This window comes from bacterium, from assembly GCA_040753085.1.
Classification (GTDB): Bacteria; UBA9089; JASEGY01; order JASEGY01; family JASEGY01; genus JASEGY01.
Map to the genome: position 1 here is coordinate 1 of JBFMHI010000064.1, position 13860 is coordinate 13860.

The window sequence follows — 13860 nt, forward strand, 5'->3', positions numbered from 1 at the left end:
CAAAAGTATAGTAACACCAGAAGGTCTAAAAAACAACCTTCAAAATACAAGGGGCGTATTGTCTCTTCGGCCAAAACTGTTACCACTTTTTAGGGCTGTTTCTGACCGAAATGAGACAATGCCAAATTTTTGACAATACCAGTAGTTACGAGAGGAGAATTAAAATGAAACTGCTTCTTTTACATTGCGATCGAGTGGAGTATGAATTAACGACCAGCACCAAGGAGGCGGAAGAGATTAGGCCGGAATTTCCACGCCAGAACTCTTTGGGGGAATGCCTCGTGGTCTATGTCACGGTTGAGGAGCGGGATGTTTCTAACTTAGATGAGGTGGTTAGGCGAGCGGCTGAGGAGATAGTTAAAGTCTACGATATGCTTGCCCCTAAACGGATCGTGCTTAACCCTTACGCCCATCTGGCTGATAGAATCGCTCCACCGGAAGCGGCCACGAAGGCTATGCAAGGTCTTGAAATTGCCCTGGCGGCTTATGAGGTCTTAAGATGTCCCTCCGGTTGGTATAAAAGACTGCTGGTGGATAATAAAGGGCACCCTTTGAGCGTCCTGGGGCGGAATATCGATCTGGAAACCCTGGCCGCTCCCCGGGCTGAAAGAGGTAAGGAGCATCCGGTCTGTGCCTTGAATGAAAACTTCAGGCAGGTCTTTCTTAGATTAGGTCTTAATGAGATCATTAATCCGATGATAGTGGATGAACGGGAGGTTTACCTCCAGTATGGCCATGAGGCCCCCCTTATCCTTGATCGGGTCTTCTACTTAGCCGGCCTGGACCGGGCCGATGTCGGCCTGCCTGAATCCAGGCTGCGTCAGATCAGAAGGATTATTCCTGATTTTAATGAAGTCGAGCAACTTCAGGCCATTCTGCGGCACTTCAAAGAGGGGAAGATCGAAGCAGATGATTTCATTGAAACACTAGTCAGCCGACTGGTTATTAAAGAGAGAGAGGCCATAGAGATGGTCGATAAGGTCTTTCTGGAACTTAAAGAGCTTCGGCCCCAGCCTTCCACTAAGACCTTAAGATCGCATATGACGGCTTTATGGTATAAGACCTTAGCCGGGCTTCAGGATCGAGCCGAACTGCCCTTGAAACTATTTTCTATTGGCCCGCGATTCCGCAGGGAGCAGCGGCAGGACAGCCATCATCTTTATGAGTCCACTTCAGCTTCAGTGGTCATTATGGATAAAGGCTACACGATGGAAGAAGGAAGAGAATTTACCATGGCCGTCATGCGGGAACTCGGCTTTGGCGAACCCCGCTTTGAGGTCAAGGAAACCACCAGCCACTACTACGCCCCGGGAACGGATACCGAAGTGATGGTGGATATAGAAGGCCGGGAGGTAGAGATCGCCAATATTGGTCTTTATTCCCGCGAGTCTCTGGACAACTACGGCCTCAGATATCCGGTCTTTAATCTTGGTTTCGGGGTGGAACGGCTGGCTATGATCAAGACCGGCTGTCTTGATCTAAGGAACTTGGTTTGCCCCCAATTCTATCCTGAAGTGAGCCTGAATGACGAAGAGATAGCCGAAGCCATCGGCATGGAAAAATGGCCTAAGACAGAAGAAGGCCGACAATTGGTTAAAACCCTGGTTGAGACGGCCCTTTTACATAAAGACGATATCGGTCCGGTGGAGGTGAATGCCTTTGAAGGTGAGTTTCTGGGACACCCAGTTAGGATTCAAATCTATAATTGGGATGAGGGTAAACGGATGCTGAGCCTGGCCGCTCTGAACGAGGTCTATGTCCATAAGGGGGGGCTGTTCAGCCTGCCGCCTAAAGAAGAAGGCCAGATTTCCCCCAAAGTACCCCAGGTCTTTCAGGATGCCTATCAAGGGGTGGCTACCGGCCTGTGTTTCATTGATCTTCTGGTCAACCGGTTTGTGGCTGAATTAGAAGCCGCTGCCACTGAAGGAAAAAAAGAATTGGCCTTGAAGTTCAAGCTCATTAAAAGACCCAGCGAGATAAATATCCATATATCTGACCAGGTTTACAACTATATCATGTCCAAAAATCAGAAGATCCTCATCGGAGGACCGATCTTTGCTGGAATAAGGTGTCAGGAGACAGCCGGATGAACCACTCTTCCCTGCTCAAGGTGAAGAACCTAAAAAAATATTTTCCCATCGAAAGGGGATTTTTAAGGCGTGAGGTGGGTCTGGTCAAGGCAGTTGATGGGGTAGACCTGTGGCTTAATTCTGGGGAGACCCTGGGACTGGTGGGAGAAAGCGGATGCGGGAAATCAACGGCGGCCCGATGTATCCTGCGGCTGCTGACGCCTACTACCGGAGAGGTCTATTTCGAAGGCCGGGAGATATTTGGTCTCCCTCAGACTCAGATGCGTAAGCTGCGCCGGTTCATGCAGATTATCTTTCAAGACCCCTACAGCTCTCTCAACCCCAGACAAACAGTAGAGTCTATCATCTCCGAGCCGATCAGGGTTCACCGCCTGGCCAAAGGAAAGGCCAGACAGGATAAGGTAATAGAACTCCTCACTCTGGTCGGCCTCTCTCCTGACCACCTGAGACGATATCCGCATGAGTTCAGCGGCGGCCAAAGACAGCGGATCGGGATTGCCAGGGCTTTGGCCGTTTCTCCCCGGCTGATTGTCTGTGATGAGCCGGTTTCTTCTCTGGATGTATCTATTGCCGCCCAGATTATTAACCTTTTGCAGGAACTGAAAGAAAGATTGAGATTAGCCTATCTTTTTATTTCCCATGATCTGCGGATGGTAGAACATATCAGCGATCGGGTGGCGGTGATGTATCTGGGCAAGATTGTGGAACAGGCCAGGGCGGAAGACCTCTACCGTGAGCCATATCACCCCTATACTCAAAGCCTTTTGGAAGCCATCCCCAAAACTAATCCCCGAGAGCGCCGCTTCGGGAAAAAAGTTTTAGGAGGCGATGTGCCTAATCCGGTCAATCCGCCCCCGGGCTGTCATTTTCACCCCCGCTGTCCCTACCTTATGCCTGTCTGTAAAAGCGAAGAGCCGACCCTAAAAGAGATGGCCCCGGATCATTTTCTGGCCTGTCATTTGCAAAAGCTGGAGGCTATATGAAAACGGTAGGAAAAGTAGCCAGATATAAAAAGGGATTCAGTGAAGAATTAAATAAGTTTTTACAGATTGCAGTTGAATTCAGAAGGGATAAAGTCTTTATCCCGCCAGGTGTTTACAGATTTAAGTCCTTTGAGGAGGTTGAGAAATGGCGTCACAGAATGTTGCGGGGGAACAAACCAGACCTCCCACCATAGACGACCTTATAGCGGTTTGTCGGAGGCTCAATGAAGAAGGGGCAGAGTATATCCTTATTGGGGGCTTTGCTGTAAACTATTATGGACTTCCCAGGGCTACTCAAGATATAGACTTGCTGGTTAAACCTTCCGAAGAAAACATTGCCAGGATTAAAAAGGCCCTTGCTTTTTTACCTGATAACGCCGTAAGAGAGGTAAATCCTGATGATGTTGAAAAATATGAGCTTGTAAGAGTGGCTGATGAAATCACTATAGATTTATTGAAAAAAGCTTGTGATGTAACTTTCGATAATGCAGGCATAGAATATTTTGAATTTAAAGGCGTCTGTATTCCTATCGCCGATATTTTTACAATGATCGGGACAAAACAGGGGATACGACCACAAGATAAAGAAGATAGGGCGTTTCTTCTGACTGTTTTAGTAGAGGAAAGCTGAAAATGGAACGACGCAAGACAAGACGGGTCAGGGTAGGCGACATTATTATCGGCGGGGATGCCCCCATTAGTGTCCAGTCTATGACCAAGACCGATACCAGGGATGTGCCGGCCACCGTAAACCAGATCCGACAACTGGAAGAGGCCGGTTGTGACCTCGTTCGAGTGGCCGTGCCTGATGCTGAAGCGGCCGGCGTTCTCGGAAAGATAAAAAAGGCGATCAAGATTCCCCTTATCGCTGACATCCACTTTGATTACCGCCTAGCCCTGGAGGCCATCCGGCAGGGGGTGGATAAGCTCAGGATAAATCCAGGGAATATTAAGGATAGAGAAAAGGTGAGCCGGATTGTCCAGGCCGCCAAAGAGAAGGGCATTCCTATTAGGATTGGGGTCAATGCCGGCTCAGTGGACAGATCCATTTTCATTTCGGATTTCGCACCCACTTCGTGGGTACCCGGGATTTCGGATTTTAATTCCGCCTTCCCGGGTACCCACGAAGTGGGTGCGCCATCCCGGGTACCCACAAAGTGGGTGCGCCATCCGGAGCTGCTGGCTGCCTCGGCCATTAATCACTTGCGGATACTGGAAGCTCTCGATTTTTATGACACGGTTATCTCCGTGAAGGCCACCTCTGTTTTTGAGACCATAGAGACTTATCAATTGTTAGCCGAATGCGTTGAATATCCCTTTCATATCGGCATTACCGAGGCGGGCCCGGTTGGATACGGCACGGTGAAGTCAAGCGTTGGCATTGGGGCATTGCTTACCCAGGGACTGGGGGACACCTTGAGGGTTTCCCTGACCGCTGACCCCCTTGAGGAAGTCAAAGTAGGCCGGGCTATCTTAAAGAGCCTGGGGCTGGTAAATGAGCCGGAGATTATCTCCTGTCCTACCTGCGGCCGTTGTCAGATAGATCTGATCAGAATTGTTCAGGAAGTAGAGCAGAGGGTTGAGGCCCTTGGCCAGACTAAGCCGTTGAAGATTGCCGTGATGGGCTGTGTGGTCAATGGCCCGGGTGAAGCCAAAGAGGCCGATATCGGCCTTTGCGCCGGCAAGGGGGTAGGGATGATCTTCAGAAGGGGCGAGAGCGTCAGAAAGGTCCCTGAAGGGGAGATGGTTGAGGCCCTGATAGAGGAAATAGGCTCATTTTATCCGAGATGATTCAATAGAGAAGAGGGCCTTGTTCACCAATCGGGATAGAGTCCATAGGCCACCAGTCCACCTCGTCCACCCAGTCCATAGAAGAGGTTTTGGTTTGGAATCGGCCTCATTACCATCAGGGTCCTACCAGTCCATCTAGTCCACTTAGTCCATAGAAGGCATCTGGCCGCCTAGGGCAAGAGAGGATAAAACCCTTGGAGGATTTTGACCTTATAATAGAAGAAGAAACCTTAGATTGGTACCGGATGTCACCGGCGGAACGTTTTGTGGAGTCCCAGAAACTATGGGAGATTTTTGTGCTTTTGGGAGGAAGTTATGATCCAGAGCCCGATACCCAGAGCCCTTTCCACATTTTTGAAGCATAGGGTAAATGCTCTGTTAATCGGAGGGCAGGCGTGCATGCCTCTTCTCCACCGCCAGGGAAGGCATGTTTTTGGCTGGCGGAATGTAGAACACCGGAACTACTGGTATCATTGGCGGCCAAATATCCGGATATCGCCTCACGTATGGCGGCAAGCCGTCCCCTCTTGAGGTTTGCCATTAAAGGCAATCAAGAGCAGGTTCAAAGACTTCTGCGGGAGGAAGAGGATAAAGAAAAAGAGCTTGACCGGCAATACTGGGCTCCACTGAAGGCCGAGCTTGAGGCATGGCGGCGTAGAAATAAACAAGATGGCTAAACAGCCAAGCCGCCTAACTTAAACCAGTGTCTCGGGCAGAAAGGGAGGGATAGACAATGAAAAATCACGATAAGACAAAAGACGAGCTGATAAATGAGCTGACCGAATTGCGGAAGCGACTGGCTAAGTTGGAAGGGGAGCGAGGGGGAACTCAGCCGGACATCACCGAAAAAAAGAAAGCAGAGGCGGCCCTGAAGGAGTCCGAGGAGAAATTCAGAGACCTAGCCGAGGAGTCGCCGAATATGATCTTTATCAACCAGAGAGGCCGGGTGGTCTATGCCAATAGAAGATGTGAAGAGATTATGAGCTACAAAAGAGAGGAGTTTTACGACCCCGAATTTGACTTCATTACCCTGATCGCCCCGGAATTCAGGGATCTAATAAGATCAAATTTTAGAAGGCATACGGAAGGCCATGAGATTGCTCCCTGCGAATATGCCCTTATCACTAAAGAAGGCAAGCGGATCGAGGCCATAATTACGAGCAAACTGATGAAATATGAAGGAGAGAACGCCATACTGGGCATAGTAACCGATATTACCCAATGCAAAAAGACCGAGGAATATCTTAAAAAATATAGATTTATGGTGGAGTCCGCCCATGATGCCATCTTTCTTAAAGACCTGGAAAGCCGCTATATTATAGCCAATAATAAGGCCTTGGAAGCCTTCGGCTTATCCCGAGAAGAAGTGATTGGAAAGAATGATTATGAGTTAATGCCCAACAGGGAAGAGGCCGAAAAAAATGTGGCCGATGACCAATATGTCTACAAAACAGGTAAACCGACTGAAGTTACTAAACATATGACCGGAGTAGACGGGAGGGAATGCTGGTTCCAGGCGATAAAGGTTCCACAGTTTGATGATAAAGGAAATATAACGGGCTTGGTGGGTATTGCCAGAGATATTAGTAAAGAAAAACGGCTGGAGAAAGAATTAGAGAAACACCGGGAACATCTGGAAGACTTAGTTAAAGAGCGCACCGAGCAGCTAAAGGAGAAAGTAGCCGAGATGGAAAGATTTATCGATATTGCGGTGGGCAGGGAGCTGAAGATGGCTGAGATGGAGAAGGAGACAGAGTCGCTGAGGTCTAAGGGGCATTGAGAAACCCGAAGATTGGTCTTGACAATTCCAAAAATATATGTAAAATGGAAGCATGTATTCCAGATTGATTCAACCACCCCAGGATAAGAGTTTCTTTTTATTTGGGCCGCGGGGAACAGGAAAAACGACCTGGGTAAGGTCATCTTTTCCTGAGGCGGTTTATTTAGACTTATTAGAGGCGGAACTTTTTAATGATCTTCTGGCTAATCCCCAGAGACTGGCTAACTTTATCCCTAAGGATTTTAATGACTGGGTCATTATTGATGAGGTGCAGAAGATCCCGGAGCTTTTAGATGAAGTTCATCGCCTGATCGAAAAAGAGAAGCGCAAATTTATCCTGACCGGTTCCAGCGCCCGAAAGATAAGACAAAAAGGTCCCAACCTATTGGCCGGCAGGGCCTTGACCTACGCTTTGCATCCGCTTACCGCCTCAGAGCTTAAGAAGTATTTTGACCTGGATCATTCGGTAAGGTATGGGCAGCTTCCCTGTGTTTATACTGAATCAGACCCTAAGGGGTATCTGGAGAGTTATGTCAGGACTTATCTGGAAGAAGAGGTGCGGCAGGAAGGATTAACCAAAAACTTAGGGGCATTTTACAGATTTCTGGAAGCAGCCAGCTTCTCCCAGGGCTCTGTCCTTAACATCTCCTCCGTGGCGAGGGAGTGCGCTGTCCAGCGAAAGGTGGTGGAGAACTATTTCTCCATATTAGAGGATTTACTTATTGCTTACCGGGTGCCTGTTTTTAGCCGGAAGGCCAAGAGGAGATTAGCGGCTCATCCCAAATTCTATTTTTTTGATGCGGGTGTCTATCGGACCTTAAGACCGGCCGGGCCGCTGGATATGCCTGAGGAAATCGAAGGGGCCGCCTTTGAAACCCTCCTTTTTCAGGAGCTTAAGGCCATCAATGCCGCCCTGGGCCTGGGCTATAAGATATATTACTGGCGGACATCCAATAATATGGAAGTTGATTTTGTCCTGTATGGCGATAAAGGGATTTTGGCCTTTGAGGTTAAACGGCGCAAGAAAGTCTCAAACTCAATGTTAAGAGGGTTGAGGTCTTTTCTGGCGGACTATCCTATGGCTAAGGCTTATTTTGTTTACGGTGGAGAACGCCGCATGAGAGAGGCGGAGATTGAGATCATTCCTATGAGCGATATCCTTAAAGAACTCCCTGTAAGGCTGAAGGCTGAAGACTTTTAGGCTGAAGGCTGAAGGTGGAAGGCTTTTAGGGACAGTCTTCAGCCTTCAGTCTTCAGCCTTCAGTCTTCAGCCTATCTGCCTGAATAGTTACTGGCTGAGTGATAACTATGAGCCATAACGAAAAGATCAAATCCCCAACCTCCCTGATAAGGCGCTATATATGGATATCGTCCGCCATCTGGACGGTGGTTATGGCGGCCGTCCTGTGGTGGAATATTCTTCAGGTCAGGGAGCATACTAAGGAAGAGGCGCGGATTCAGGCAAGGATCGCTTATGCCAAAGACGTCATCTACCGCCGTTGGAATGCCGGACACGGTGGGGTTTATGCACCGGTCACCGAAAAGACCCCGCCCAACCCTTATTTGTCACACCTGCCTGAGCGCGATATAACGACACCTTCGGGCAGGTTGTTGACCTTAATTAATCCCGCCTATATGACCCGGCAGGGGCATGAACTGATGGATGAGGCGCTGGGTATGCGCGGCCACATCACCAGCCTGAACCCGATTCGCCCTGAGAATGCCCCAGACTCGTGGGAGACCGCGGCGCTCCAGGCCTTTGAGAAAGGAGAGCCGGAAGTCAGTTCGGTGGAAATTATGGATGGGGAAGAATATATGCGCTTAATGCGCCCTCTGATTACCGAGGGGGGCTGTCTGAAATGCCACGCTGCCCAGGGATACCGGACAGGGGATATCAGGGGAGGGATCAGCATGGCAGTGCTTATGTCGCCTCTATGGTCCGGGGCCCATGCCCACATTTTTAAGGTGTCGCTGGCTTACGCCCTGGTATGGCTGCTGGGCCTGCTAATGATCAGAGCCGGGGGGAGGCATTTGATTAGAAGCGACCAGGAGATCAAAAAATCCAGGGAAGAACTGGAACTAAAGGTTGAAAGGCGCACGGCGGATTTGAGAAATGAAATCACTGAGCGTAAGCGGGCAGAGGAAGAACTGAACAAACACCGCCAGTATCTTGAAGAGATAGTCAAAGAACGCACCGCTGAGCTAAATGAAAAGGTGGCCGAACTGGAGAAAACCGGATTAGATTTAGAAAAGACCGTGTCTAAGTTGACTGATTTTCGCAAGGCCAGCATCCATCTACTTAGTGACATAGACAAGACAAGTAAGGAGTTGGCCAAGACGAAAGAAGATCTGGAACGCTCCAATAAGGAGTTGGAGCAGTTTGCCTACGTGGCTTCGCACGACCTGCAGGAACCTCTCCGCTCAGTAGTGGGTTATTTGCAGCTTTTGCAACAGCGATACCAAGAGATACTCGATGCGGATGCCGACAAATTTCTTTCACGGGCAGTAGCCGCCACAGACCGGATGCAGACGCTTATTAGAGACCTGTTGACATATTCCCGGGTGGGTACTCGTGGCAAGCCCTTTGGGCCGGTTGACTGTGAGGTTGTCTTTAACCAGGTGGTGGCCAATCTGAAAGCGGCTATTAAAAAGAGCGGGGCGGTCGTAACCCACGACCCATTACCCGAAGTAATGGCTGATGCCACTCAACTGACTCAATTGTTTCAGAATCTTATCAGCAACGCCGTCAAGTTCCGCCGGGAGGAGCCGCCGCGGGTGCATATCTCATCTGAGAAAATGGCGGATTCCGCCATCCCGGGTACCCACGAAGTGGGTGCCGGGTACCCACGAAGTGGGTGCGCCATCAAAGAGGGTTGGCTGTTTTCGGTGCGAGACAACGGCATCGGCCTGGAGTCCGAGTATGCTGAGCGCATCTTTGTCATCTTTCAGCGCCTGCATACCCGGGAGGAGTACCCTGGCACCGGTATTGGCCTGGCGGTATGCAAGAAGATTGTGGAACGCCACGGCGGAAGTATCTGGGTGGAGTCGGAGCCGGGGAAGGGGTCGGTGTTTTATTTTACACTGCCGGGGTAAAAAATTAAAGGGAGGCAGATAACTATGAATTGTGACATGACCACGAAACCTATCGAAATTCTGATGGTCGAGGACAACTTGGATGATGTATATTTGACCCTGGAAGCCCTCAAGGACAGCAAGGTGTGCAACCACATCCACGTGGTCAGGGACGGGGTTGAGGCAATGGCCTTTCTCCACAAAGAGGGTGAGTATTCAAAATCACCTCGACCGGACCTCGTCCTGCTCGACCTGAATCTGCCCAGAAAAGACGGGCGCGAGGTGCTGGTCGAGATAAAAGCGATGAGGACCTGAAACGGATACCAGTGGTAATCCTGACTACCTCGGAGGATGAGGAGGACATCCTTAAGTCCTACCATCTTTACGCTAACTGCTATCTCACCAAACCGGTTGATTTTAATCAGTTCCGTAAGGTGGTAAAGTCTATTGAGAACTTCTGGCTGAGTATCGTGAAATTGCCGCCGAAGTAAAGTAAGACTCGATGTTCAAGGTTTTCTTATAAACCGCTAAAGCGGTTACTTTGGTTTATTAGTGTCCTCCGATTCACCCCGATAAATCGGGGTGCTATTCTCAGGCTTACTTGAGTTTAGCACCCTGATTTATCAGGGTGTTACGGATAGGATAACATCCAGAATCATAACCGCTTTAGCGGTTTCAACCCCTGAAAATCTGATGGCGCAGGTCGAAAAAACTTGAACATCGAGTAAGAGCTAACCGTTCATCACATGATGCTCGATCCTCGATACTCGATGCTCGATCCTCGATGCTGGTAAAGGATCCAGTATCCAGGATCGAGCATCGAGCATCGAGTACAGTAAGAGATAAAAGAGAGGGGGAAAAGCATGGATAACCCATCCGCCATCCCGGCTACCCACGAAGTGGGTGCGCCATCCGAAATCATCAGGGTTTTGTTAGTAGAAGACAATCCCGATGATGCTGACATCTTAGGTGAGATGTTAACCGAATCAGCTTTCACTCAGTTTGAGTTGACGCTGGTTGAACGGCTTGACAAGGCATTGCAGCACCTTACTGAAGAGCGCTTTGATGTGGTCTTATTGGACCTCTCCCTGCCGGACAGTTGGGGACTTGAGACCTTTGTCAGGGTCCACACCCAGGTCCCGGAAGTGGCGGTGGTAGTGTTTACTGGTCTCGATGATGAAACAATAGCCGTTAAGGCCGTCCATGAAGGCGCCCAGGATTATCTGATCAAAGGGCAGGTGAATAGCAGCCTGCTGGTGCGGGCTATGCGTTATGCTATTGAACGCCGGCGGGCAGAGAATGCCCTGGCCAACGAAAAAGAACGGCTGGCCGTTACCTTGCACAGCATTGGAGATGGCGTCATGGCTACTGATACTAAAGGAAAGATAGTTCTGATCAACAGAGTCGCTGAGAACTTAACCGGATGGACTCAAGCCGAAGCCATTGGCCGGCCTCTGGCCGAGGTCTTCCATATCATTAACGAAAAGACAGGCCAGCGCTGCGAAAACCTGGTAGAAAAGATTCTAAAAACCGGGAGAATCACTGGCCTGGCCAACCATACGGTGCTTATTGCCAAAGATGGAGGCCGGCGGTTCCTTGACGACAGCGGCGCTCCTGTTCGTAATAAGAAGGGCCATATTATCGGGGTGGTGCTGGTATTCCGTGACATTACTGAAAAACGCAAAATGGAAGAAGAACTCCTGAGGACCAAAAAACTGGAAGCGATTGGTCTCCTGGCCGGCGGTATTGCCCATGATTTCAACAATATCCTGACCGTAATCTTAGGTAATGTCAGCCTAGCCAGGATGTATGCCAAACCGGAAATTGACGATAGGGTTCTTAAAAAGTTGGCCATGGTAGAGAAGGCATCTTTGCGGGCCAAGAATCTTAGTCAACAATTGCTCACCTTTGCCAAGGGTGGAGCGCCGATTAAGAAAGTTATCTTTATTTCAAAGCTGCTAAAGGAGACCGTAGACTTTACCTTGAGCGGGGCTAATATCAACTGCAACTTTTCTGTGCCGGAAGACCTCTGGTTAGTTGAATGTGATGAAGGGCAGTTCAGCCAGGTCATCAACAATCTAATCCTCAATGCCAGGGAGGCTATGCCAGAAGGGGGGACAATAGAAGTTAAGGCGGAAAATATAATTATAGAAGAAGGAGAAAAAGGGCTGCCTCTGCCAGATGGGAAATATATAAAGCTTTCTTTCAAAGATTATGGGGTGGGGATAAAGAAAGAGTATTTATCCAAGATATTCGACCCCTATTTTACCACCAAGCAGACAGGAAGGGGGCTGGGACTTTCGGTTGCCTCTTCTATCATTAAAAACCACGATGGTTTAATTACGGTGGAATCCGAATTGGGTCTTGGAACAACCTTCTATATCTATCTTCCTGTGTCTTTAAAAGAAATGCCAGCAACAAAGCCGCTGAAAGAAAAACCTTCCCCTGGCAGCCAGGGCAGGATTCTGTTAATGGATGATGAAGAGGACCTCAGAGATACGGCGGCTCAAATGTTTGAGGCTATTGGATACAAGGTTGAAACGGCCAGTGACGGGGAAGAGGCGATCGAGATGTATAAAGAGGCCAAAAGCACAGGAGAGGGCTTTGATGTGGTCATTATGGATTTAACTATTCCCGGCGGGATGGGAGGCAGGGAGGCCGTCAAGAGGCTGCTCCAGATTGATCCTGATGTTCATGTTATTGTCTCCTCTGGCTATTCCACTGATCCGATCATGGCTGATTTTAGAAAATACGGATTTGGCGGCGTCCTAGTTAAGCCGTTTAAGATTAACGAGTTGAGCAAGATATTGCCTCACGCCGCCTAATTTTTGTGTCTTTGTGCCTTAGTAACTGCTCAAAACTAAGTTAAGCAGTTAGTTGGGAGACAAAGCAAAATTCCCTCTCCCTTGAGGGGAGAGGGATAGGGTGAGGGTGAAATGGGCGGGCAATATTATTACTCTTGCTAAAAACCTTATATTAAAAAATATAGATGGGGTATTAGCAACAATAAGAGAGGGTTGTTTATTTCACCCTCCCCTAACCCATCCCATCAAGGGAGGGGAAGCTTTTATGCCAACGCTGTCGTCGGTACAAAAGGAGATGAAACTTAACCCATAGCACTATAATCTGTAATGAGCTTACTTTTTTAACTTGATTTTGAGTAGATACGTGCCTTAGTGGCTGAGTAGTTACGAGGTCTTGAGGCGATTGTCCTAAAAAAATCCCCGCCGTAATGCCGTGAGTAGGGTAATCTTTTGAACCTGAGTGGCCAGGTGGGTACCTTCTTGGATGCTTTATATTTACCCCCTCTTCAGGGGGACCTATATGCCACACCCAAAGTTTTAGATTCCCTTGTAATTGGTGTTGGCTCAAAATGCCACCATACAACACGAACATGGCAGGGATAATTGCTTCATCCTTTATATTTTTATTATATCATAACTTTATGATTATGGCAAGTAAAAAATACGGCATTTTCTCAATAAATTGGCGTAACTGGGTTATCGGTCATTGGTGAGAAGGTAACTACTCAAAGCTAAGTTAAGCAGTTAGTTGGGAGACAAAGCAAAATTCCCTCTCCCTTGATGGGAGAGGGATAGGGTGAGGGTGAAATGGGCGGGCAATATTATTACTCTTGCTAAAACTCGATGTTCAAGTTTTTTCGACCTGGGCCATCAGACTTTCAGGGATTGAAACCGCTAAAGCGGTTATGATTCTAGATGTTATCCTATCCGTAACACCCTGATAAAAATATGGTACTTATCCTAGAAGGAGGCCGGCTGTGCAAAAGTCAACAATAGTAATGGCGTGCGGAGAACTTTCAAGTGTCGAGAAATTCACTCTGTCAAATAAATAGCCCTCAAAAAATCGCTGATAAATCAGGGTGCTAATCTCAATTCAGGTCATTTGAACTGATAGGTGTTCCAGATGAGGGCTAAATAGTTACGAAATTTTGAGGCGATTGTCCTGAAAGAGCCATTGACAAACCTATCCCTTTTATGATATAGTTAAGAAACGCGGTAACTACTCAAAACTAAGTTAAGCAGTTAGTTGGGAGACAAAGCAAAATTCCCTCTCCCTTGAGGGGAGAGGGATAGGGTGAGGGTGAAATTGGCGGGCAATATTATTACTCTTGCTAAAAACC

Annotated in this window: 9 protein-coding genes, 1 other RNA gene and 3 pseudogenes; 11 read left to right on the top strand and 2 right to left on the bottom strand. The window is 48.5% G+C overall.

The features are described 5' to 3' along the window. Positions 1 to 164 precede the first annotated feature (164 nt). From sepS to AB1797_08130, 10 genes and pseudogenes are all read left to right on the top strand, one after another. Complete coding sequence (gene sepS, locus AB1797_08085) at positions 165 to 2090, top strand: O-phosphoserine--tRNA ligase (GenBank protein ID MEW5767572.1); 1926 nt, start codon at positions 165 to 167, stop codon at positions 2088 to 2090. Continuing rightward, positions 2087 to 3073: an ABC transporter ATP-binding protein gene (locus AB1797_08090; protein MEW5767573.1), complete on the top strand. Its 987-nt coding sequence runs from the start codon at positions 2087 to 2089 to the stop codon at positions 3071 to 3073. Before sepS ends, AB1797_08090 begins: the two co-directional genes overlap by 4 nt. 145 nt (positions 3074 to 3218) lie before the next feature. Then, positions 3219 to 3704, top strand: coding sequence for a nucleotidyl transferase AbiEii/AbiGii toxin family protein (locus AB1797_08095; protein ID MEW5767574.1), 486 nt, complete (start codon positions 3219 to 3221; stop codon positions 3702 to 3704). A 2-nt stretch (positions 3705 to 3706) separates the two neighbouring features. Further along, positions 3707 to 4864, top strand: a complete 1158-nt coding sequence (gene ispG / locus AB1797_08100; GenBank protein ID MEW5767575.1) for a flavodoxin-dependent (E)-4-hydroxy-3-methylbut-2-enyl-diphosphate synthase — start codon at positions 3707 to 3709, stop codon at positions 4862 to 4864. Between the two features lie 395 nt (positions 4865 to 5259). Further along, positions 5260 to 5541, top strand: a complete 282-nt coding sequence (locus AB1797_08105; protein ID MEW5767576.1) for a hypothetical protein — start codon at positions 5260 to 5262, stop codon at positions 5539 to 5541. A gap of 56 nt (positions 5542 to 5597) precedes the next feature. Further along, positions 5598 to 6644, top strand: a complete 1047-nt coding sequence (locus AB1797_08110) for a PAS domain S-box protein (protein ID MEW5767577.1) — start codon at positions 5598 to 5600, stop codon at positions 6642 to 6644. Between the two features lie 52 nt (positions 6645 to 6696). Next, positions 6697 to 7845 (top strand): ATP-binding protein, encoded by a 1149-nt coding sequence (locus tag AB1797_08115; GenBank protein ID MEW5767578.1) that lies wholly within the window; start codon positions 6697 to 6699, stop codon positions 7843 to 7845. Positions 7846 to 8036: 191 nt separating this feature from the next. Beyond that, positions 8037 to 8549: pseudogene (locus tag AB1797_08120) on the top strand (DUF3365 domain-containing protein). A gap of 435 nt (positions 8550 to 8984) precedes the next feature. Beyond that, positions 8985 to 9737: pseudogene (locus tag AB1797_08125) on the top strand (ATP-binding protein). Between the two features lie 36 nt (positions 9738 to 9773). Then, positions 9774 to 10207 (top strand): annotated as a pseudogene (locus AB1797_08130) (response regulator). A gap of 184 nt (positions 10208 to 10391) precedes the next feature. Here AB1797_08130 and AB1797_08135 read toward each other — a convergent pair. Next, a complete protein-coding gene (locus AB1797_08135) occupies positions 10392 to 10592 on the bottom strand; it encodes a hypothetical protein (protein ID MEW5767579.1) in 201 nt (66 codons plus the stop codon). Between AB1797_08135 and AB1797_08140 the strand changes: the two genes are divergently transcribed. Further along, positions 10580 to 12541, top strand: a complete 1962-nt coding sequence (locus AB1797_08140) for a response regulator (GenBank protein ID MEW5767580.1) — start codon at positions 10580 to 10582, stop codon at positions 12539 to 12541. The two genes, AB1797_08135 and AB1797_08140, sit on opposite strands and share 13 nt — an antisense overlap. Before the next feature lie 392 nt (positions 12542 to 12933). Here AB1797_08140 and ssrS read toward each other — a convergent pair. Next, positions 12934 to 13123: non-coding RNA, 6S RNA (gene ssrS, locus AB1797_08145), on the bottom strand. Positions 13124 to 13860: the final 737 nt, after the last annotated feature.

Bases quoted from the DNA above. Each gene is read 5' to 3' on its own strand.
- sepS (MEW5767572.1), top strand. From the start codon at position 165: ATGAAACTGCTTCTTTTACATTGCGATCGAGTGGAGTATGAATTAACG.
- AB1797_08090 (MEW5767573.1), top strand. From the start codon at position 2,087: ATGAACCACTCTTCCCTGCTCAAGGTGAAGAACCTAAAAAAATATTTT.
- AB1797_08095 (MEW5767574.1), top strand. From the start codon at position 3,219: ATGGCGTCACAGAATGTTGCGGGGGAACAAACCAGACCTCCCACCATA.
- ispG (MEW5767575.1), top strand. From the start codon at position 3,707: ATGGAACGACGCAAGACAAGACGGGTCAGGGTAGGCGACATTATTATC.
- AB1797_08110 (MEW5767577.1), top strand. From the start codon at position 5,598: ATGAAAAATCACGATAAGACAAAAGACGAGCTGATAAATGAGCTGACC.
- AB1797_08115 (MEW5767578.1), top strand. From the start codon at position 6,697: ATGTATTCCAGATTGATTCAACCACCCCAGGATAAGAGTTTCTTTTTA.
- AB1797_08140 (MEW5767580.1), top strand. From the start codon at position 10,580: ATGGATAACCCATCCGCCATCCCGGCTACCCACGAAGTGGGTGCGCCA.
- AB1797_08135 (MEW5767579.1), bottom strand. From the start codon at position 10,592: ATGGGTTATCCATGCTTTTCCCCCTCTCTTTTATCTCTTACTGTACTC.